Origin of the sequence: Bulleidia extructa W1219, assembly GCF_000177375.1 — a bacterium.
GTDB lineage: Bacteria > Bacillota_I > Bacilli_A > Erysipelotrichales > Erysipelotrichaceae > Bulleidia > Bulleidia extructa.
Map to the genome: position 1 here is coordinate 114572 of NZ_ADFR01000002.1, position 20815 is coordinate 135386.

General features: G+C 36.2%; 18 protein-coding genes and 1 other RNA gene. 3 read left to right on the top strand and 16 right to left on the bottom strand.

The window, feature by feature from the left end; translation table 11 throughout:
- Positions 1-467: 467 nt before the first annotated feature.
- The 3 genes from HMPREF9013_RS01040 to HMPREF9013_RS01050 are packed head-to-tail and all read right to left on the bottom strand — an operon-like array spanning position 468 to position 4779.
- Positions 468-2204, bottom strand: coding sequence for an ABC transporter ATP-binding protein (locus tag HMPREF9013_RS01040; protein ID WP_006626512.1), 1737 nt, complete (start codon positions 2202-2204; stop codon positions 468-470).
- Positions 2205-2207: 3 nt separating this feature from the next.
- A complete protein-coding gene (locus HMPREF9013_RS01045; RefSeq protein WP_006626513.1) occupies positions 2208-4127 on the bottom strand; it encodes an ABC transporter ATP-binding protein in 1920 nt (639 codons plus the stop codon).
- 46 nt (positions 4128-4173) lie between these two features.
- On the bottom strand, positions 4174-4779 hold the full coding sequence (locus tag HMPREF9013_RS01050; RefSeq protein ID WP_006626514.1) for a TetR/AcrR family transcriptional regulator: 606 nt from the start codon (positions 4777-4779) through the stop codon (positions 4174-4176).
- A gap of 584 nt (positions 4780-5363) precedes the next feature.
- Between HMPREF9013_RS01050 and HMPREF9013_RS07525 the strand changes: the two genes are divergently transcribed.
- Positions 5364-5510: a hypothetical protein gene (locus HMPREF9013_RS07525; RefSeq protein ID WP_006626515.1), complete on the top strand. Its 147-nt coding sequence runs from the start codon at positions 5364-5366 to the stop codon at positions 5508-5510.
- Positions 5511-5647: 137 nt separating this feature from the next.
- On the top strand, positions 5648-6616 hold the full coding sequence (locus HMPREF9013_RS01060) for an Abi family protein (RefSeq protein WP_006626516.1): 969 nt from the start codon (positions 5648-5650) through the stop codon (positions 6614-6616).
- A 121-nt stretch (positions 6617-6737) separates the two neighbouring features.
- On the opposite strand, the gene ssrA is transcribed toward HMPREF9013_RS01060, so the two are convergent.
- The 8 genes from ssrA to HMPREF9013_RS01095 all read right to left on the bottom strand — a co-directional run bounded on the left by ssrA (position 6738) and on the right by HMPREF9013_RS01095 (position 14256).
- Positions 6738-7097: a transfer-messenger RNA gene (gene ssrA, locus HMPREF9013_RS07320) on the bottom strand.
- Positions 7098-7130: 33 nt separating this feature from the next.
- Positions 7131-7583: an SsrA-binding protein SmpB gene (gene smpB / locus HMPREF9013_RS01065; protein WP_006626517.1), complete on the bottom strand. Its 453-nt coding sequence runs from the start codon at positions 7581-7583 to the stop codon at positions 7131-7133.
- 14 nt (positions 7584-7597) lie between these two features.
- Entirely contained in the window at positions 7598-9877 is a 2280-nt protein-coding gene (rnr, locus tag HMPREF9013_RS01070; protein WP_006626518.1) for a ribonuclease R, read from the bottom strand.
- A gap of 43 nt (positions 9878-9920) precedes the next feature.
- Positions 9921-10154, bottom strand: a complete 234-nt coding sequence (secG, locus tag HMPREF9013_RS01075; RefSeq protein ID WP_006626519.1) for a preprotein translocase subunit SecG — start codon at positions 10152-10154, stop codon at positions 9921-9923.
- Between the two features lie 55 nt (positions 10155-10209).
- Positions 10210-10845, bottom strand: a complete 636-nt coding sequence (locus HMPREF9013_RS01080; RefSeq protein WP_006626520.1) for a hypothetical protein — start codon at positions 10843-10845, stop codon at positions 10210-10212.
- Between the two features lie 102 nt (positions 10846-10947).
- On the bottom strand, positions 10948-12297 hold the full coding sequence (eno, locus tag HMPREF9013_RS01085; RefSeq protein WP_006626521.1) for a phosphopyruvate hydratase: 1350 nt from the start codon (positions 12295-12297) through the stop codon (positions 10948-10950).
- A 26-nt stretch (positions 12298-12323) separates the two neighbouring features.
- On the bottom strand, positions 12324-13076 hold the full coding sequence (tpiA, locus tag HMPREF9013_RS01090; RefSeq protein WP_006626522.1) for a triose-phosphate isomerase: 753 nt from the start codon (positions 13074-13076) through the stop codon (positions 12324-12326).
- Between the two features lies 1 nt (position 13077).
- Positions 13078-14256, bottom strand: a complete 1179-nt coding sequence (locus HMPREF9013_RS01095; protein WP_006626523.1) for a phosphoglycerate kinase — start codon at positions 14254-14256, stop codon at positions 13078-13080.
- Between the two features lie 485 nt (positions 14257-14741).
- On the opposite strand from HMPREF9013_RS01095, the gene HMPREF9013_RS01100 reads away from it, so the two are divergent.
- Positions 14742-15269, top strand: coding sequence for a hypothetical protein (locus tag HMPREF9013_RS01100; RefSeq protein WP_006626524.1), 528 nt, complete (start codon positions 14742-14744; stop codon positions 15267-15269).
- Between the two features lie 242 nt (positions 15270-15511).
- Here HMPREF9013_RS01100 and HMPREF9013_RS01105 read toward each other — a convergent pair whose 3' ends face one another.
- The 5 genes from HMPREF9013_RS01105 to rlmH all read right to left on the bottom strand — a co-directional run bounded on the left by HMPREF9013_RS01105 (position 15512) and on the right by rlmH (position 20675).
- Positions 15512-16165: a uracil-DNA glycosylase gene (locus HMPREF9013_RS01105; protein WP_006626525.1), complete on the bottom strand. Its 654-nt coding sequence runs from the start codon at positions 16163-16165 to the stop codon at positions 15512-15514.
- Complete coding sequence (locus HMPREF9013_RS01110; protein WP_006626526.1) at positions 16158-17951, bottom strand: DUF885 domain-containing protein; 1794 nt, start codon at positions 17949-17951, stop codon at positions 16158-16160. Before HMPREF9013_RS01110 ends, HMPREF9013_RS01105 begins: the two co-directional genes overlap by 8 nt.
- Entirely contained in the window at positions 17951-19633 is a 1683-nt protein-coding gene (locus HMPREF9013_RS01115; protein WP_006626527.1) for a phospho-sugar mutase, read from the bottom strand. The genes HMPREF9013_RS01110 and HMPREF9013_RS01115 overlap by 1 nt, the downstream gene beginning before the upstream one ends.
- A gap of 53 nt (positions 19634-19686) precedes the next feature.
- A complete protein-coding gene (locus HMPREF9013_RS01120; protein WP_006626528.1) occupies positions 19687-19953 on the bottom strand; it encodes an HPr family phosphocarrier protein in 267 nt (88 codons plus the stop codon).
- 245 nt (positions 19954-20198) lie between these two features.
- Complete coding sequence (rlmH, locus tag HMPREF9013_RS01125; RefSeq protein WP_006626529.1) at positions 20199-20675, bottom strand: 23S rRNA (pseudouridine(1915)-N(3))-methyltransferase RlmH; 477 nt, start codon at positions 20673-20675, stop codon at positions 20199-20201.
- Positions 20676-20815 lie beyond the last annotated feature (140 nt).

A 20815-nucleotide genomic window follows, 5' to 3' on the forward strand; every position in this document is an offset into this window, starting at 1 on the left:
AAGCATATAGAATCCACAAGGTGAATTGAATTGTATAGCTTGACCAATGCTTGTAAAGAATAAATATTTAAAAACCACTCCCGATCTAATCATGAACAATATAAGGTGATGTCAATCTTAATTCAGCCATTTAAAAGCTTCATAAATTAGTGCAAATAATATCCCAAAAGTATGGAAATAGCCACTTTTTTAGTTTTAAGTGAAACGAGAGCATTTTAAGCAAAAAATATATTGATATACTTTTTATATCGTAAAAATAATCCGTTCCTCTATGAGTCTATACCTTCGCTTTCCCCACCCTTTTCAATTCTATATTCTCTGCAAATTTTATTTTTTGACATTTTCATATCAAAAAAGCAACCAAAAACAAACTTTTAGTTGCTCTAAACATCATCTGAATATTTTTGAAAAGCTCTTAAAAACTAAAGTTAAGAAAGCCACCTTTTTTTCAGAAAGCATTCGTTACTCTATAATTTCCAATTAGCCGCTCGTTCACGTGCGTTGATGAAAGATGAATAAATACCTTCTTCCTTTATCAAATCACTATGCTTCCCCTCTTGTACCAATTTACCACCATCAATCACTAAGATTTGGTCTGCTTTTCTTACAGTAGAAAGCCTATGAGCAATAGAAATCACGGTATGTCCTTTAGACAGCTCTTCAATAGCCGCCAAAATTTCATATTCATTTTCAGGATCAACTGAACTGGTTGCTTCATCTAAAAGAATAATTGGTGCATTTTTAAGCAAGGCTCTAGCAATAGAAACCCGTTGCTTTTCACCGCCAGAAAGTGAACTTCCACCCTCACCAACCATGGTATTATAGCCATCCGGAAGCGCCATAATGAAATTATGACAATGTGCCTTTTTAGCAGCTGCCACCACTTCTTCATGACTTGCCTGTGGATTAGCAAAGCGAATATTATTCTCTATCGTATCTTGGAAAAGATACACATCTTGAAAAACAAGAGAAAGATTTTTAAGCAATTTTTCAACCTTGTATTCTCGTATATCCTTACCTCCTAATCGAATAGCACCACTATCAATATCATAAAAACGGGATAATAAATTGATAATCGTTGTTTTTCCGGATCCTGAAGGCCCTACTATAGCCGTTCTTGAGCCTTGAGGAATAGTAAACGATATATCTTTTAAAACCGGATTACTTTTATCATAACTAAAATTTACCTGATCAAAAACAATATTTTGATTTGCTATGACTTCTAAAGTACCATCATTTATTTCAGGAATATCCAAAACCTCATCTAAATACTGCATATTAGCAGGATTTTTCACCATCAAGATAGCCGCATTTTCAAGCTGCTTCAAACCACCGAAAATCATAAAACCAGCTGCCGAAACCGTCAGTGCTTGTGGTAATAAAACCTCTCCTTTGGTATAAAGATAACAAGAAAGTAATGTAACAAGTAAGCTGGAAAGGTTGATAACAGTTATAAAAATTCTTGAATAAGCGACAAAGACCACCTCAAAATGAATTTGCGCACGCCGAAGTTCCTCAGAAGAATTTTTCAATTTAGAATGAACTTCTTCCACCACTCCTGCATCAGCCAATGGAAAGCTACGCAACACAGGAATACCACAAATACTATCAATAAGAGCATCACTCACCTTGGTAATTGCGGCATGTTCTCGAGTAACCTCTTTCTTAGACTGATTGACCATAAGAAATACACAAAACCAAATCAGAGCTAAGCAAATCAGCGTCAAAAAGCCAATTTTAATATTGACACCAAACATCCCAACTAAGAGGAAAAAAGATATTGAAGCACCAGAAATCGCAAAATCAATACTCATCGAAGAGTAGTTTTCAAGACTTTTCATAACATTAGTAAATGCTGCCATGATTCTTGAAAGACTCTGCTCAGCAAAATAACCCATAGGGGCTTTTTTTAATTTTTCACCAACTATCAGTCGGTAATCCTTAAAAATGCCAAAAAAGACTCCATCACTAAGACTACTTTTTGCCCAACCTGTTAGAAAATTAAACAAGAAAGACGCAAACAACACTCCAAAAATCATCCAAATATGAGCTTTGGTCGTTTCTTTCATCCAGCTAAATGAAAGAAAGAGGGCAAAAAAACCAAATAAGACAGAAGCGTTCTGTAGAAAAATAAAGAATATTCCAGCTTTAAGACGATTTTTATACTGGCCAGCTAATTTAAACGATAATTTAATAAACTTCATACCTTATTCCTCCCCTAAATATTGTTTCCAAAGTCTTGCATACAGTGGCTCTTTCATTAATTCATCATGTCTTCCTTTTGCTACAATTTGGCCTTTATCCATTAAGATAATTTGATGAGCTTGCTTGATTGTATTCAGTCTATGTGCGACTATCACAAGATTTTTTCCCTTTACAAGATGAGATATTGCTTCTTGAATAAGAGCTTCATTTTCCGGGTCAGCATAAGCGGTTGCTTCATCTAAAACAATGGTGGAAGCGGGTTTTAAAATAGCCCTAGCAAGTGTTATACGTTGGCGTTCACCACCCGACATTGCACCACCTGCCTCGCCTGCTTTGGTATTGTATCCATCCGGCAGTGCCATAATAAACTCATGACAATGAGCAGCTTTGGCCGCAGCAACGATTTCTTCTTCCGTCGCATTCGGTTTGCCAAGACGAATATTATCCCTGATGCTGACATCAAATAAGAAGTTGTCTTGTGAAACAAAAGAAACCTCTTCGGCCAGTTGCTTAAATGAAATATCTGTTGTGTCTACCCCACCAAGAGAAATTGTACCTGATGACTGATCCCAAAAGCCTACTAAAAGTTTTGCAATGGTCGACTTTCCGCTTCCAGAAGGGCCTACAAGTGCAGTTACTTCCCCTGGCTTAGTTACAAAGGAAATATTATGTAATACTTCATTGCCATCGTGATAAGAAAAACTTACTTTTTCAAATTCAATTCCCTTATTACTGTCAATAACCACCCTGTTTTCAGCATCAGGGCGCTTTTGAACAGGCATATCCAACAATTCTTTGATTGGTACCCAGTTGCTAGAAGCCATCTGAAAAAGTTCAAAGCTCATCATGATGGCAAAAGCCTGCGGTAATATAGAAATGGGAAGGATTAGTGATAATAACAAAGTTTCCATGCTCATCTGACCTTGTCCGTAAAAATAAAAGGCTAAAGGCATACTCACCAGCTGTGGCGTCATCATTGCAGCGGTCATTAAGGCTCTACCTAACCAACTTTGTTTCCACCACTTCATCGTAGAAAAATGATAAAATTTCACGGCATCAGAAAATTTCCCATAAGAAAGCTTATCCTGTGCAAAGGCTTTAATGACTGGAATCCCACGAACATATTCTGCACTTCTGTCAGCAACATTAGCATAGCTGGATAGCCAAACAGCCATCCTAGCACGATATTGGTACATCATCGCTGCCATACCGATAATGACAATAGGCAATGGTGCAAAAATAGATAAACCTATCCGCCAATCCACAAAAAATAAAATGATGACACAAAGTATTGGGTGTAAAAGCCGACTTGGTAATTCAGGCATAAGATGAGCCACCCAGTCTTCCATATCCGCCACTCGCTCCATAATAATCACCTTAATTTTACCAACAGGATTATCAACCAAATATCCCATTGGAATCACTTTTAGTTTTTCAAATAAAGCTTGCCTGAGCCTTGCAAGTATAGAAAAAGATGTTTTATGAGAAATAATAGTACTGAATCCAGTCAATATGAAATAAAGCAACAATGAAGCCATTGCCAAAAAAGCATATTTCAAAAGTTCATCAAAACCGATCGGAATGCCACCGGCTCTTTTTATAAGCCAGCTAGCAGCGTAAGCACTGAAGAAATAAGTAGCAAAGCTAAAAAGCTCTCCAACACAGGCAAGAATAACGGAAATACGCATCCACCCTTTACACTCTGGAGCAATATTCATCAGCTCCTTGCTCAAGCCACCTATACTGATTTGCGCCTGCTTTTCACTTTTCTGCATATCATCCTTAATACGATTCAGAATTTCATCAGGAACATCCAGATTTAGACTTTTGACCTCTTTCATTAAATCTTCCGTTTGTTTGACTTCCTTACTATCCAAAGTATGATGAAACTTTTCATCACAATGACACTTCTCATTTTTCATATCAATCACTCCTTTTTATTCGTATCAACCAGTTTATGCCTCAATATTATTTTATTTTGCCTTCATCGTGGCGATCCATAAATAGTTTTACTATTTCAACAAAAAATTCTCTATTCTTCACAAAGCTATCCCTTGCTCCATCCAAAATTTCGCATCCTAGAACAATTGTATTCATAAAAAAGATTAAAAAATCGTTGGCTAGATACATGTAATCACTGTTTTTTGCCTCTTGAACTCCTAAATATGTAGCACTTAGGGTTTCCTCAACCAAGATGGGAAATAATTTTTTTAAATCTTCATTATTTTTTTGCGCCTGAAGATAGATGACATATACACTTATCAGTTCGTTGTCATCGAGCACTTTATCCACAATGATCTGCGCTATAGCATTTTTATCCAATCCTCCTGAATAATCCTTCAAAAATTCTTTCATCTTATCTACACGATATGCTATACCTTCTTTCATTAAGTCATGTAATATTTCCACCTTATTTTTATAATGGTAATAGACACCTCCTCGAGATAAGGATGTTTCGGTAATAATATCTTCCATTACCGTATCAGCGAATCCTTTCTTCAAAAAGACTTTTTTAGCTACATCTAATATTTCTTTTTTTCTGATTTGACCAGCTTTTTGCTTTTTGTCTTCCAAAATAGCCCTCCTCTTACGGTCAATAAAAACCGACAGCTTTGTCGGTTTTTATTTTAACACCGGTCCTAGTTAGCGTCAACTAACTAAGAAATAATAGTTAATTTTAAAAGCTATTTCCCTATTTAACCACTATGATATGTGTCATAAATCTATAATCACTTTATAAATTAGATTCTTTATCCACTTTATTTACTCTCATTCCAAATAACCCAGCACACGAAATAAAAATATTTACACCACAAGAAGTAATTGAAAAGCCTATAACAATCATGGGCGAAGTTGTGGAAAGAAGATTCTTAAAAGTGGTGATAAGCTATGACCAATCATGCCAATATATCCAACTATATTCATGAAGTTTTAAACTATTATATTTTGCTAACAACTATAGATTTTTCAACATATAATAGAATCATGGAAAAACTACCATCTTATATTACTGGAATTATCATTTGGTTATTTATTATCTATCTTACTTATAGACATTATGCTGTTCCAATACGTAAGTATAAAAAAGATACCAAAATCACATGTAAACGAGAAGAAAAACCAAAAAACTTGAAATAAGAAAAATCAAAGAACAAACAATGGCAAAAACTATTGTTAAACATGCTAATAAAGGTCAACCTGATGTTGATTTCGTTAAAATTGACATTAGTTCTGCTCATCAAGGTGATAATATGGCACATGAACCCAGAAGATATAACAAAGAAGTACTATTGAAAAAGTATTAAAAAAGTTGACAAAAAAAATCTAAATGTATAGAATGAGCTTACTTAAAAGCTGTGGAAACTTGTGAAGCCCATTTGCGAGAAAAGGTCTACTCATTTGAGAAGACCTTTTTCTTTTATATCCACAAGAGGAGAATGACATGAAAAAATTCAATTCAGTTGATGAGCAAATCGAAAAACTAAAATCGAGAAATGTTAACATTTCAAATGAACAAATCGCAAGAAGATATTTAGAGCTCAACAACTACTATAATGTTATAAATTGTTGTGCACGTCCTTTTTTGCAAAATAAGGGAAATAGTGAAATGTATAAAGACGGTTCGAATTTTGATGAAATTATAGCTATCCATAAATTCGAAAATGCCATTAAACAAGATATACTAGAAAATTTACTATTAATTGAAAAACATTTGAAATCAACAATTGCACATGTTTTTTCAAAATATCACCAAGAACCTTTTTCTTGTTTAGACAAAGATAGTTATAATTTCAACACCTGCACAATTTTAGACATTTCTACTCTAATTTCATTGATTTCTAAGAAAATCAATGAGCAAACAAAGCAGAAAGAGCCGAATTCTGTCAAGCACTATATTCGAGATCACAAAGATATCTCGATGTATGTTTTAATTGATCATTTTACTTTTGGAAATATTGTATCAATGTTTAAAATTATGAAATTTAAAGAACGCGCAGAAATCATAGGTACATTTAACAAATTATTATCTGAAAACATAGATGGCGTTGTTTTAAATATTTCTCCTCATAATTTTGATACAATGCTAGCCAACCTGTTATCTTTACGAAATACAACGGCACATAATTCAAGTTTATTCTCATTTAGCACCAGAGCAAATATCTCATACATTCCAGCCCTTCATGATAAATATAGAATCAATGCAACCTCATCAAAGCAAAATCTATATAGTAACCTTATCACTTTTGCATGTTTTCTACCAAGCAACGATTTCAAAAAATTTTATAATTCAATTTTGAAAAGAAGCAAAAAACTGAATAATAAACTACATACAATTAGTGTTAATGAAATATACATGAAATTAGGTTTCCCTATTGGTTTTCACACATATCCAAATTTAATGCAAATATAACAATAAACTCAGTTGCATAAATTTGATTACAAGGTTAACCATCTATTAAGAAGCGAAAAATAGTACCTAATTACAGTTAGATATGTAAAAAACCGCCATTTCAAGCGGTTTTTATGTTATATAGTGGAGCTGAGGGGAGTCGAACCCCTGTCCAAGAGAAGTCCCACATTCGAGCCTCTACAGTTTAGTTACTTTGTCATAAGACGAATACTTTTAAAGTCACCAAAATATATTCGAATTTACCTATTCATTGTCGAAGGAATAAGCTAGGTTATTATTCCTCGTATCCGTTTTTTTACACTATTGAAAGAAGACGGCTACTCTTCCAATAGGGCGCTGCGAACGCCTCTAGCGTTAAATTAAGCAGCGAATGCGAAGCTTGCGCTTCTATTTGTATTTGCGTTTAATTTGTTTGATGATTAGGTCATCACTCCACTGCCACCCGAATCAAACATTAACCTGTCGAAACCTTGACAGCCCCATAAGATAACTATAGGTAACTTTTCTTTGAAAATCAATAGCGCTTTAAAGCTTTCGCCATTTCCCTCTTCGCATCTCTTTCCTTTTGGCTTTCTCGTTTATCATGAAGATTTTTACCCTTAGCCAATGCAACCTCCAATTTAGCCTTGCCGTTTTTTAGATAAATACGAACCGGAATCAATGTATATCCCTTCAAACGAACCTTTTGATCCAAGCGTTGAATTTCCAACTTATGCAATAACAGCTTGCGGTCTCTTGTCTCATCCACATTGAAAATATTGCCATACTTATACGGAGAAATATGCAGCATCTTGACCCAAGCCTCCCCCTTACGAATGGTAATATAAGAATCCTGAAACTGAACCTTTCCCAAGCGAATGGATTTAATCTCTGTACCCGTCAGCACCATACCACACTCAAAACGATCTTCTAAGAAATAATCATGTGCAGCACGACGATTGAACGCCACTACTTTTATAGAATCCATATTTCTTCTCCTTATCAATGACCGGAATGTTTTTTCCGTCTTTTTTTAGCGAAAGACTCTCGCTTTTCCTTTTTACGCTTTGGAGGCGAGGAATGAAATTTGAACTTTCGATCTCTTGGATTATCCCAATACGAAAAAGATTTTTCTTCCCTTTTATGTCTTTCCAAATTCTTTTTCAAACGAAAATCTTGACCCTTTTGCCTTGGAAGAACCAATTCAAAATCCACATTTCCCTTTTGTTTATTCGCTGCAACCACTTTAACTTTTACCGATTGGCCAACCCGATATACAACCCCGTTTCTTTTCCCAACCAACTCACTACGATCCTCATGAAATAAATAATAATCCCCTGGAATGGAACGTGTTTGGACTAAACCTTCTACTGTATTTTCTAACTGTACAAAAAATCCAAAATGAGTCACACCTGTAATGATTCCATCAAAATATTCGCCAAGATGATCTTGCATATATTCCGCTTTCTTCATATCCAAACAAGCGTATTCTGCATCACTACAATTTCTTTCTTGGATAGAAGCGTGTTCCGCAAATTCCCGATTGCGACGATTATCCCAATCTTTATCTTTCTTCTGATTTTCACCAAACATATATTTCCATAGCATACGATGAACGATTAAATCCGGATAACGGCGAATCGGAGAGGTGAAATGTAAATAATCTTGTTCCGCTAAACCAAAATGGCCAATATCCCGAATATCATACCGAGCTTTTTGCATAGTTCTTAACATCATCATATTCAAAATAGGAGCACTGTTTTCATCCTGAATACTAGTCAAAAATTGTTGTACATCTTTTGGCTGAACATTTGATGTTTTAAGGGTAAATGGTTTTCCTAATATCTCGGCTAAATGACGATATTCTTTCAATCGTTTAGCACTAGGTTCCTCATGAACCCGATAAATTCCCGGAATTCCATACTCCTTTAAATATTTAGCCACCGAAACATTGGCTACTATCATACAATCCTCGATTATTTCTTCAGCAACACCTCTTTGTTTTGGATAAATATGGATTGGTTTTCCCCTTTCATCCAAGTCTATTCCCGTTTCTGGATGTTCAAAATTAATAGCTCCTTTATCTACTCTTTGATGACGAATAGCATCCGCACAATCTAACAATACTTCAAAAAAGTTACCCATATCCGCATATTCTTGAATGACACTTTCATTTCCAATGAGGATTTGATTGACCTTGTTATATGTCATTCTCCGCTTCGAACAGATAACAGAAGGGTACACATCGTATGAAACAATTTCTCCCTGCTTTGATATCTGCATTTCACAAGTTAACGTCAACCGATCCACTTGTGGATTTAAAGAACAAATTCCATTAGATAATTCATGTGGCAACATTGGTACCACACGATCCACCACATAGGTCGAAAAAGACCGTTGTTGGGCTTCTTGATCCAAAGCAGTATTTTCCTGCACATAACTCGATACATCCGCAATCGAAACCCACAAATGGTAACCATTTTCATCCTTTTCAACCGATACAGCATCATCAAAATCTTTGGAACTATCCCCATCAATTGTTACAAATATTTGATTTCTTAAGTCCTTTCTTCCAATAAATTGAGAGGGATGTACTTCCTGGGAAATAGATTTAAGTTCTTCTAAAACCTCTTCCGGAAATTCCAAAGGAATTTCATGATCCACCAAGATAGAAGCAATATCCGTTCCCGGATCATCCTTATGACCAATCACTTTTAAAACAGTCACATCCAAAGGATCACCATAACGTGTAATATGACCAACTACTTTTAAACCATCAATCGGCAGAAAATCCTTAGAATACGATAAGCGAACTTTTCTTTCTTTCAGTCGCTCATCATCCAATCCCAAATATACTTTTTTACCTTTGGTAAAAATTGTACCGACAACGGTATCTTTTGCCCTCTCTTTAATAGCAATGACTTTTGCAAAAGGTAAAATCTTCAGAGCTTGAATCAAAACAAGATCTCCATTCATGGCCGTAGCCAAATCAGGAGCTTCAATTCGATATGAATCCTTGTCCTCTATATCCACAAAACCAACGCCCATTCGATTAACAGACAACCGTCCTTCTATCACTTTTGCTTGACTTTGTGTTAAAAATTCATTACGAGCATTGCGGAAAATAAAATATTCTTGTTCCATTTTCTCTAAAACATGATTCAACCGAATAAAATCCGCTGAAGAGGTCATCCCAAAAGATTCCAAGAGATGAGAAATCGTATGTTTATACCTTGGTTCTGTTTGTAAATAACGTAAGATTCTTTTTTCTAATTCTTCCATAAAACAACTCCATCATACAAAAAACCGGTAGGATTACCGGCTTTTATTTAACAACACGAATTGCAACAACTAGGATAAAGAAGATAACACCGAGAACCAACGTCATATTAGAAATCACTTTCTCAGATCCTCTTTCCTTTTGATTCGCAAATAAGTTCAGTCCACCGTTTCCTGTAAACGCTCCAGAAATACCATCAGACTTACCACCTTGTAACAACGTTAAGACGATGATCAAAGCGGACACAATCATTAAAATTGGATTTAATACATTTGCCATTTATACCACCTTTTTATCATAAGCATTATAGCATCTACTTTCTATTTCAACAACTCTAGCCCGCTTTACAACCGGACTTATCACTATTACAACCACCCACTTGATTTTTTTCTTGAGCTCGCTTATTTTGTTTCACCAATTGAGCTAAACGTTCTTTCAGAGAAGCTCTCTTTTCCGATGTCCAATAATCTTTGGTTTCCATACCACTCACTTCACTGGTTTCATTATCAAAACCAACAATTTTACCCTGCTCCACAAATAAGACCAAAGGCACATAAATCACTTGTTTGCCATCGTTATCGTACTTCACAATTTTCTTACCTGTTGTGTTATTTTTTTCCAAAATAGTCGCTACTTGGTCATAGAAAGTGCGATCAGATTTCTTTTGTTCATAAATATTAAAGTACTTCGTTTTTAAAGAAGCCATTTTTAAAACTTCATTTAAATCGGGATAATAGGCTTGACACCATTTACATTCCGGAAATCCTAGTGTTAAAACACCAGTTCCATGCTTTAAAAAGTTCAAAACATCTTCTTTTTTCATCTGTTCAAACTGATGATCTTTCGGTAAACCCGTATAAGAAGTCGCTAAATTTACTTCTTCTTTTTTTTCTGTTGATTTAGTCACCGGTTTTCCACAACCCATCAATAAAACACCGATCAAAGAAAAACATAGCCATTTTTTACACATAGCACTTAGCCCCTTCTAATTTGGTTCGAATATACCACACTTTCCTTTTTAAGTCTAACTAAAAAGAAGATCTCCTAAAAGAAACCTTCTTACTGAATCTCCTTATTTAGAAGAAACGGCTTTAACGTTATAGAAAGCCTTTCTACCACGGTATTGAGCCACTTCATCCAATTCTTCTTCAATTCTCATCAATTGGTTATACTTAGCAATACGATCTGTACGACTCAAAGAACCTGTCTTAATTTGACCGGCATTGGTAGCAACTACTAAGTCAGCGATTGTGCTATCTTCCGATTCACCAGAACGATGTGAAACAACCGCTGTGTACTTCGCTTCCTTAGCCATTTCAATCGCATCTAAGGTTTCCGTCAAAGTACCAATTTGATTTACTTTAATTAAAACAGAGTTAGCTGCCCCAAGTTCAATGCCCTTCTTAATGTAAGTCGTGTTAGTTACGAATAAATCATCACCAACTAATTGAACTTTTTCACCTAAACGTTTGGTTAATTCAACCCATCCGTCCCAATCATTTTCTGCTAAACCATCTTCGATAGAAGTCAGTGGATACTTTTCAACCCATCTTTCTAACATTTCAATCATTTCTTCAGAAGATTTCTCACCTTCACCAGAACGAGATAAAACATACTTGCCCTTTTCAGCATCATAGAATTCAGAAGCCGCCAAGTCCATTGCAAAACAAATATCCTTGCCTAATTCATAACCGGCTTCCTTAACAGCTTCCACCATCAATTCTAACGGACCTTCATTTCCCAACGTTTCTAAAGGACCATGATTACCTTTGATAGTTGATGGAGCGTATCCACCTTCATCACCAACTGATGTGTTATAGCCATATTTCTTCAATACTTTCTTCAAAGCATGGAATGTTTCAGCCCCCATACGAACAGCTTCATGAACATTATCAGCCCCTACCGGCATAATCATGTATTCTTGACAATCTGAAGCAGAATCCGCATGTTTACCACCATTTAAGACGTTCATCATAGGGACAGGCAATACCTTAGCGTTTGTACCACCAATATACTCATATAATGGAAGTCCACAAGAATCAGCAGCTGCACGAGCGGTAGCTAAAGAAACCGCTAAAGTAGCGTTAGCCCCTAAATTACTCTTGAATTCAGTGCCATCTAATTCAATCATCACACGATCAATTAAAACTTGATCAAAAACATTTAATCCCTCTACCACCGGAGCAATCTTTTCATTAATATTATCAACAGCGGTTAAAGTTCCCTTTCCTAAATAACGATTTTTATCCCCATCACGCAATTCCAAAGCTTCCCGTTCACCAGTAGAGGCTCCGGATGGAACAATGGCACGACCAAACGCACCGGATTCTGTATAAACTTCCGCTTCTACGGTCGGATTACCACGAGAATCTAACACTTCACGAGCAAATACTTCTACAATTGGATCAATAAAATTAGGCATTCTTATATCCTCCTATTCCTAATGTATTACTTTGTTGCCATGATCAATTCTTTAAAAGAGTCTTCCTTAAGAGAAGCACCGCCAATTAAAGCACCATCAATATCTTCACAAGCCATGTATTCCTTGATGTTGGTTGGTTTCACCGATCCACCATACTGAATACGAACTGCTTGAGCCGTTGGTTCATCGTACAAACCACACACCGTTTCACGAACCAATTGACAACAAGCTTCAGCTGTATTTGAATCAGCTGATTTGCCGGTTCCGATTGCCCAAATTGGCTCATAAGCAATAACCATTCTAGAAACTTCTTCTGCCGTTAAGCCAGACAAAGAACCAGACAATTGAGACTTGATTACTTCTTGAGTCTTCCCGGTATCATATTCCGCTTCCGTTTCACCAATACATAGAATTGGTGTAATTCCATCTTGGAATAAGCGCTTTGCTTTAGCAGCACAAGCTTCATTGGTTTCATTAAAGTATGTTCTTCTTTCTGAATGACCGATAATGCAATAGGTCACACCCACCGCTTTCAACATCGGAACAGATACCTCGCCCGTATAAGCACCATTGTCTTTTTCATGACAATTTTCAGCCGCAATCAACAGATGCTTAGCATGACGAACAGCCACATCCAAATCAATAAACGGTGCACCAATACCATAATCTGCTTTTTCATCTCCGGTCAAAACAGCTTCAATTTCTTTCACAAAAGCTTCCGTTTCAACCGGCGTCTTATTCATTTTCCAATTTCCAACAATAATCGGTTTTCTATTCATTTTATTTTTCAGGAATAATCGCAATTCCCGGCAACTCCTTTCCTTCCATGTATTCAAGAGAAGCTCCACCACCGGTAGAAATGTGGCTAAACTTTTCAGCGTAACCTAAATTTTTCGCAGCAGAAGCAGAGTCACCACCACCAATAATCGTTGTGGCGTTTTCCAAACCGGCTAATTCTTCACAAATGGCGATTGTTCCTTTAGCGAAACGTTCATCTTCAAACACACCCATAGGACCATTCCAGAACACAGTTTTAGCCCCTTCTAATTCCTTTTTAAACAGTTCCACTGTCTTAGGTCCAATATCTAAACCCATGAAATCACTAGGGATATGACCGGCTTCCACCGTTTTGATTTCCGTTGGATTTGAGAAATCATTCGCAATGACCGTATCTACCGGTAAGAACAACTTCCCCTCTCCCTTTGCCATAAATTCCTTGGCTAAATCCATTTTATCTTCTTCTAATAAAGAAGTACCGATTTCACCACCTTTGGCTTTAGCGAATGTATAGGACATACCGCCACCAATCAGAACCTTATCTGCAATCTTCAATAAATTTTCAATGACACCTATTTTATCCGATACTTTAGCACCACCTAAAATAGCCACGAACGGACGTTGAGGATCATTCACCGCCTTACCCAATACACTCACTTCTTTTTCCACTAAGAAACCCAATGCACTAGGTAAATGACTGGCAATACCCACTGTCGAAGCATGAGCTCTATGCACCGAACCAAATGCATCTTCCACAAACAAATCGCCTAAAGAAGCCCAATAAGCTCCCAGTTCTTCATCATTCTTGGATTCACCCTTTTCATAACGGGTATTTTGCATTAAGACAATTGAACCATTTGCTTGATTCTTTACTGCCTCTTCCAATTCAGTACCGCGAGTCGCATTCACAAATGTGACAGGAGCACTTTGAAGCTTTGCCAGACAATCCGCTACGATAGACATATCATTCTTAGCTTTGTCTTCTTCTGTCTTCACTTTACCAAGGTGGCTGAGTAGTAATACCTTTGCTCCCTGCTCTGTTAAATAATTGATGGTAGGTAATGCTGCACGCACACGATTATCATCCGTAATAACTCCATCCTTATGAGGTACATTAAAATCCACACGCACAATGACGTGCTTGCCTGTTACCTCTAAATCTTTAACCGTAACCTTCGCCATGGTTATCCTCCTTTTACTTGTTTATTATATCACTAAGTTTTCAGGGCTTTCTATCCTTTTCATAGACTTTCTAAATGAAGGAGCCATTTTCCTTTTCTATCTCAACAATTTAAAAGGACAACCGATCGAAATAAGAAGAATCAGTTGTCCATGGTGCCCCTAATTATCGCATTATTTTATTTATTTTCTTCCTCTAATATATCAATAATCACTGTGTAATAATGTTTAATCACCTTGAAATGTGACTTCAGTTGTTCTATTTTTTCTCTATTTTTTGGAGCATCCGGTAAGTAACAACATCAATACAATACAGATCTTTTCTTTTCTCATATGTTTCTCTCCTATCTACATACCATCTAAACAACATCCTATTTTATAGTCTTATTTTATTATGCTTTTTTTGGTATGATTATTATGTTGTGAATATACAACTAAATTGGAATTTAAATAATAAATGAGAAACGATAAGTGAAAAAGGAGAGATTATGGAAGCAGATTTTTTACAAGATAAACCAGAACTGATTTTGGCATATCCCCATAAGTCTAAATTTAATAGGATAGGCTATTTGTTTATAATATCTTCGTTTTTTATTGTTATATCGATACTGAATCATCTTAAAAGATATAGAACTGATTTTTCAGACAAAATGATTATTGTAATAGTGCTGATTTACTTTCCGATCCTCGTTTGTTTTATGGGATATTATCTCTTCATAAATGGAGTGAAATTAGAAATTTATGAAAACAATGTTATTAAATATTATACTTATGGAAGAAGAGGATATAGTGTCTTACATTTTAAATTTAAACTCGAAGATATAGAACAAATAAAAATTCAAAAACGTCCGTTTAATTGTTTAAAACTGACCATAAAAATCAGGAATCCTATTTTTTATGGTTTGCATGAGAAGAAACTAAATAAGCTAATGAATGTAAATATCATCACAGATAGAAAAAATTGGAAATTTTTATGTGACAGATGGGATAATTCCAAAGAAAACAAAGAAGAATAATTAATTAGACAAATGGCTGTATTAAACGAAGATAAGAGTAAATGTGTTAGGAAATCAGTAGGAAATGCTTTAAGGGATATTAGTAAAAAATTTTCAGAGTTAATTAAATCTGAACTCAAAAACCGGAAGTTAGAAAACAAAGAAATAAATTAAGTGTATAAATTAGAATTTATTTTATGTTAGCTATTTTAAATCCTTTTACTCTTAATTATAAAAAAGTGGTTTCTTTTAGAACCACTTTTTTACCATTGAATCGGATCATAACCCCATTTTTGTAATTGCTCATTGACCTTTCGAAAAACACCAGATCCAAAGAAACCTCGATATGCTGATAAAGGAGACGGGTGAACCGACTTCAACACCAAATGCTTTTGCGGATCAATCCACTTTTCTTTAGCTTGGGCTTGTCTACCCCAAAGTACAAAAACCACATGGTCTTTTTCCGCATTGATTTTCTGTAAAACCGTATCTGTGAACATTTCCCAACCTTGACCTTGATGACTCAATGGTCGTCCCTCTCGAACCGTTAAAATCGTATTTAGAAGAAAAACCCCCTGTTTAGACCAATCTTGCAAATTTCCCTTGTTCCTTTGATAACCATATTCACTTTCAATTTCTTGGAAAATATTTTTTAAACTGGCTGGTAATTCCCTTCCTTCCTTCACGGAAAAGGCTAACCCGTGCGCCATCCCTCTGGTTGGATAAGGATCTTGTCCTAAAATCACTACTTTAATATCTTCAAACGGACATAAATCAAACGCACAAAAGATTTCATTTATCGGTGGAAAGACCACTTGACGACTATATTCCCTCGCCACAAATTCATGTAAGTGCTGATACTCGGGATTTCCCAATTCTCTAGCCACATACCCATTCCAAGCTTTTGTCTTAGCCATGTTGAACCACAATTTTTTGGAAACTCATTGCCAAATTCATCACCAAAACCTTAAAAGAAAATTCCGTCTGCACTCCTTTTTTCTTTAAGAAGGCATCTACATCTTTTTGTACCATCCAAAAAGGACGATCCCCATTGGTTAAGAAAACTTCATTTAACTCTTTAAGTACCTTTGAACCAAGCTTTTCAACAACCTGATACTTCATTGTTAGAAATTGAGTCAAACCAACGCCATATGGTATATAAATAGCCGGATCCTTGATCACAGCTTCATACAATTCTTTTGCTGCATTGCCATCCAGTCCTTTGCTGTTGACATAATTGATCACATCCTCTCGCTTCCAACCAAGTCCATTCACACCAATATCAATAGCAGCCGGTAGCATGTAATTAATATTAGTTAAAGTACGATTATATTCCACTGCCTTTTTCTTTAAACCGGAAAACTGCCACATAACATCTTCCACATACATAGCCCATCCTTCACTATATCCAATATGACCCACTACCGAGCGAATCGGGTGTGGTTTCGTGTTTAAAAACCATGTCATTTGGTATAAATGACCAGGGTACCCCTCGTGAGCTAACGTGGAATACATTTCATTGGTATCTTTAACAGCCGAACGGTTAATCCGGATGACATTATTTCGAATATCATCAATTGTCGGATTCAAATAATAAGCGACCACTCCATCATTGGCAACAGACGGATCTAAATAACTAACTGTATATTGCACCTTAGCAGGGCTAGGGAACAACTTCTTCAAATTTTTCTTATGCTCTTCCAAAATTTGAACCGGATCTTTCCGAGGAATTCTTTCCCCCAATTCTTTTTCTTTGGACGTCATAGATACAGTCATTAAGGCTCGAATCTCTTTATCCAAAGCTTTATCGACTAAATCAAAGATTTCTTTCGGTGTTCCCTTTGTGTTGGATTTGGCTTGCAATAGATTTTTATAATAATCCAAGCCCCCTTTCATATCGTAAAGCGACCTCCCTTTGCGACTGCCTCGAAAAGACTCCAGTTCTTTCTTGGCTTTTTCATAAGAAGGGATAAAGTGTTTCAAAACAAGATCCCGATTTTTCTTTTTGTATTCTTCTTTTTTGGTATCGGAAATTCCCTTAACAGCATCTATTTTCTGATTAAACGTTTTAATCAAAGCACTATTTTCCTTTTTTCTAATAAATTTATCAATTTGTGCTTCCGTTTCATCTAAAGCCTTATCACTCATAAAGAAGCCTCGATTGGCTTGATCTTTCGTTACCTTTAAAGCTCCATCAATATAAGATGGAACCGACGTTAAAACCTTCAGATAATTTTGAATGTCCGTTTCATTTTCAATCTTAAATTCTGTGAAATTCGTAGTTAAATTTGTGATCAACCCTGATTGAGGCAAGAAATAAAATTGAAAATTATAAAAATTTTGTTGACTATCTCTTTCCAAATGATCCTTCAAAATATCATAATCCACTTTTTCTCGTGCACTTAATTTATCTCGATCGAATTGTTTCAATTCATTCAAAGTTTTCCTATTTTCAGCAAGTCCTTTTTCATATTCCTCTTTGCTAGGCGCTTTTCCTAAAGAAATTTCTTTGGCTTTGATGCCATATTTTGACGGATTTTTCAAAGAGAAATGAAGATTCATGAAATCATCTTCCATGCTGTTTTTGAACTGTTGCATCGCCCACTCACTAAAACTAGGTTCTGCCTTTATCGGTGTCAAAAGAGCTAAAGCCATCCAAATTGAACAAATAGATAAAGTTAGTTTACGCCATATCAATCGCATCATTTACCCCCTAAACGAAGTTGTTGTTGTAGGTCTTCTAAGAAGAGAGAAGCTTTTTGTTGTGCCGCTTCTTGATTCTTACCAACAACCGTTAAATAAATCTTTAATTTTGGTTCTGTACCGGAAGGACGAACCATTACTTGAGTTCCTGACTCAAAATGATAAGAAAGTACATTTGCTTTTGGTAAGCCCGTTTCTTCCTCATAGTCCACGACTTCCATCACCTTTTGCCCATCTACCGCTGTCATCGGATCCTTACGAAGACGGTTCATAATTGCGGCCATTTCCTCCATCGCTTTAAAACCGGTGAATTCATAGCTCATCACTTTAGCATAATAGTAGCCGTGTTTTTGATAAATCTCTTGCAGGGCTTGCACAATAGAGGAACCAACAGAACGATAATAAGCGGCCATTTCACAAATTAACATACTCGCTACCACCGCATCTTTATCCCGAACATAAGTTCCTGATAAATAACCATAACTTTCTTCAAATCCAAATAAGAAACGAGATTCCTCTCCCTTTTCTTCCAATTGATGAATCTGATCGCCAATCCACTTAAAGCCTGTTAAAGTATGGCGTAATTCCACCCCATATTCTCGCGCCACTTCATCTGCTAAAGGGGTAGATACAATGGATCGAACCGCTATCGGATTGGAAACCAAAGTTCCTAATTCTTTCTTACTCTTAGCTAAGTAATCTAAAAGAAGCACCCCCATTTCATTACCACTAATTAAGTGATATTCTCCATTATCTAATCGTGCCGCAATTCCCACACGATCGGCATCCGGATCCGTCGCCAAGACAAGATCAGCTCGTTTCTGTTTCGCTAAAGCAATCCCCAATTCCATGGTTTCTTTCTTTTCCGGGTTTGGGTAAGTACAGGTGGAAAAATAACCATTTGGATACGCTTGTTCCTTGACTAAGTAAATGTCTTGAATACCTACTCTTTTTAAAATTTCACAAACAGGTACTAACCCCGTTCCATTCAAAGGACTATACACCAACCGTAATCCTGATTTTCGAACCACATCCTGACGAACCTGTTGTGAAAGAACGGCTTGATAAAACGCTTCTAAGCAATCATCTTCTACAAACTCCACTAAGCCGGATTGAATCGCCTTAGCAAAAGACATTCTCTTGACCCCTGTAAAAATATCGGTCTTTTGAATCTCGTCATAGACCGTCGTGGCTCCTTCATCGGTTAATTGGCAACCATCCTCACCATATACTTTATAACCGTTATACGTTGATGGATTATGGGAAGCCGTCAACATAATACCAACTCCACAATGATAATAACGAGTCGCAAACGATAAAGCAGGAACAGGCATTGCTGCACTATATAAGTAGACATGGATTCCATTAGCCGCCAAAACACAAGCCGCATCCTTAGCAAAATCCCACCCTTTTAATCGTGTATCATAACTGATGGCTACTCTTGGTTTTTGAATTTGATTGACATAATGAGCTAATCCTTGTGTGGTTTGACGAACCACAAAACGATTCATTCGGTTTGTTCCAACCCCCAAAACACCTCTTAAGCCAGCCGTTCCAAAACTCAAAGATTTTCCAAAATGATCTTCAATGATTTCTTCTTTCCCTTGCATGGAACGTAATTCTTCCATTAAATCTAATTCTTCTAAATCTTGTTGACACCAACGTTTGTATTCTGAATTCATGTCATACCTCCTTATCTAAAAAAGAGGAGCCGAAGCCCCTTTTCCCATTTTCATTAAGCAATCACTTTTTGTGCGCGTAATACGTCTTCGATTGTCTTAGCAGCTAATTCTTCATCGTCACCTTCACAAGAAACCGTGATTTCAGATTGTGTCGGAATTCCTAAAGACATCACACCCATGATAGACTTCATGTTCACCGTACGACCCTTATACGAAACCTTCACTTCACTCTTAAATTTACTTGCAGCATTAACAGCTACCGTAGCAGGACGTGCATGCAACCCAACCGGGTCAATGACCGTAACTGTAATTTCCTTCATATAAAATCCTCCTATAGTCCTCACTAGTACACTGTCATTCTACACTTATTTATTTTTCGTTGCAATCGAAAGTTAAGCGATTTCATTTCTAAATAGGGACATGTAGTGATTGAATTTTCTATTCTCCAGGCTACCACAAATCTTCATACTGATGAATCCATTTGAATATAACAAAACCATTCTGTTTTTCAATATATCTGTTTAGAAAACCAGGACAATATCCTTAAATTCGTTCAAAAGATATTTTATTTGTGATAAGGTTCATGATTTAAAATTCGAAAACTGCGATAAATTTGTTCTAAAAGAAGAATACGGACCAATTGATGAGGGAATGTCGACAAAGATAAACACCAACGATCATTTGCTCTAGTCATGATTTCTTTACTCAAGCCTAAACTGCCTCCTACCACAAAACAAATTTGACTTTTTCCTTGAGTATAAAGATGATCTAATTGATTGGCTAATTCTTCGCTTGTCCTTTGTGTACCGGCCAAATCCAATAGAATCACATATTCCTGACTCTTAATGTTTTTCAGAAGACGATTACCTTCTTTTTTCTTGACTTCTTCATTTTGAGCCTCAGAATTTGATTCCGGTGCTTTTTCATCGTTTACTTCCACCACTTCCACTTTTTCATAAATAGATAAACGCTTTAAGTATTCCTGAATTCCTGAACGCATCCAAGACTCTTTTACCTTTCCAACCACGATTAAACGGATCATTAGAAACTCCTCGGAATAGATCTTTCTTTTTCATCTTGCCAAATTTTTACATGAATACTATCTTCTTTTTTCTTATGAATACACAACACCTTCATAAATTCCTCCACAGGCCTAATCTTTTAACCATCCAGCATGGTGAT

Bases quoted from the DNA above. Each gene is read 5' to 3' on its own strand.
- HMPREF9013_RS01120 (WP_006626528.1), bottom strand. From the start codon at position 19,953: ATGAAGGAAATTACAGTTACGGTCATTGACCCGGTTGGGTTGCATGCA.
- rlmH (WP_006626529.1), bottom strand. From the start codon at position 20,675: ATGATCCGTTTAATCGTGGTTGGAAAGGTAAAAGAGTCTTGGATGCGT.
- tpiA (WP_006626522.1), bottom strand. From the start codon at position 13,076: ATGAATAGAAAACCGATTATTGTTGGAAATTGGAAAATGAATAAGACG.
- rnr (WP_006626518.1), bottom strand. From the start codon at position 9,877: ATGGAAGAATTAGAAAAAAGAATCTTACGTTATTTACAAACAGAACCA.
- smpB (WP_006626517.1), bottom strand. From the start codon at position 7,583: ATGGATTCTATAAAAGTAGTGGCGTTCAATCGTCGTGCTGCACATGAT.
- HMPREF9013_RS01045 (WP_006626513.1), bottom strand. From the start codon at position 4,127: ATGAAAAATGAGAAGTGTCATTGTGATGAAAAGTTTCATCATACTTTG.
- HMPREF9013_RS01060 (WP_006626516.1), top strand. From the start codon at position 5,648: ATGAAAAAATTCAATTCAGTTGATGAGCAAATCGAAAAACTAAAATCG.
- HMPREF9013_RS01095 (WP_006626523.1), bottom strand. From the start codon at position 14,256: ATGGCGAAGGTTACGGTTAAAGATTTAGAGGTAACAGGCAAGCACGTC.
- secG (WP_006626519.1), bottom strand. From the start codon at position 10,154: ATGGCAAATGTATTAAATCCAATTTTAATGATTGTGTCCGCTTTGATC.
- HMPREF9013_RS01115 (WP_006626527.1), bottom strand. From the start codon at position 19,633: ATGAATTCAGAATACAAACGTTGGTGTCAACAAGATTTAGAAGAATTA.
- HMPREF9013_RS01100 (WP_006626524.1), top strand. From the start codon at position 14,742: ATGGAAGCAGATTTTTTACAAGATAAACCAGAACTGATTTTGGCATAT.
- HMPREF9013_RS01040 (WP_006626512.1), bottom strand. From the start codon at position 2,204: ATGAAGTTTATTAAATTATCGTTTAAATTAGCTGGCCAGTATAAAAAT.
- HMPREF9013_RS07525 (WP_006626515.1), top strand. From the start codon at position 5,364: ATGGCAAAAACTATTGTTAAACATGCTAATAAAGGTCAACCTGATGTT.
- HMPREF9013_RS01105 (WP_006626525.1), bottom strand. From the start codon at position 16,165: ATGGCTAAGACAAAAGCTTGGAATGGGTATGTGGCTAGAGAATTGGGA.
- eno (WP_006626521.1), bottom strand. From the start codon at position 12,297: ATGCCTAATTTTATTGATCCAATTGTAGAAGTATTTGCTCGTGAAGTG.
- HMPREF9013_RS01080 (WP_006626520.1), bottom strand. From the start codon at position 10,845: ATGTGTAAAAAATGGCTATGTTTTTCTTTGATCGGTGTTTTATTGATG.
- HMPREF9013_RS01110 (WP_006626526.1), bottom strand. From the start codon at position 17,951: ATGCGATTGATATGGCGTAAACTAACTTTATCTATTTGTTCAATTTGG.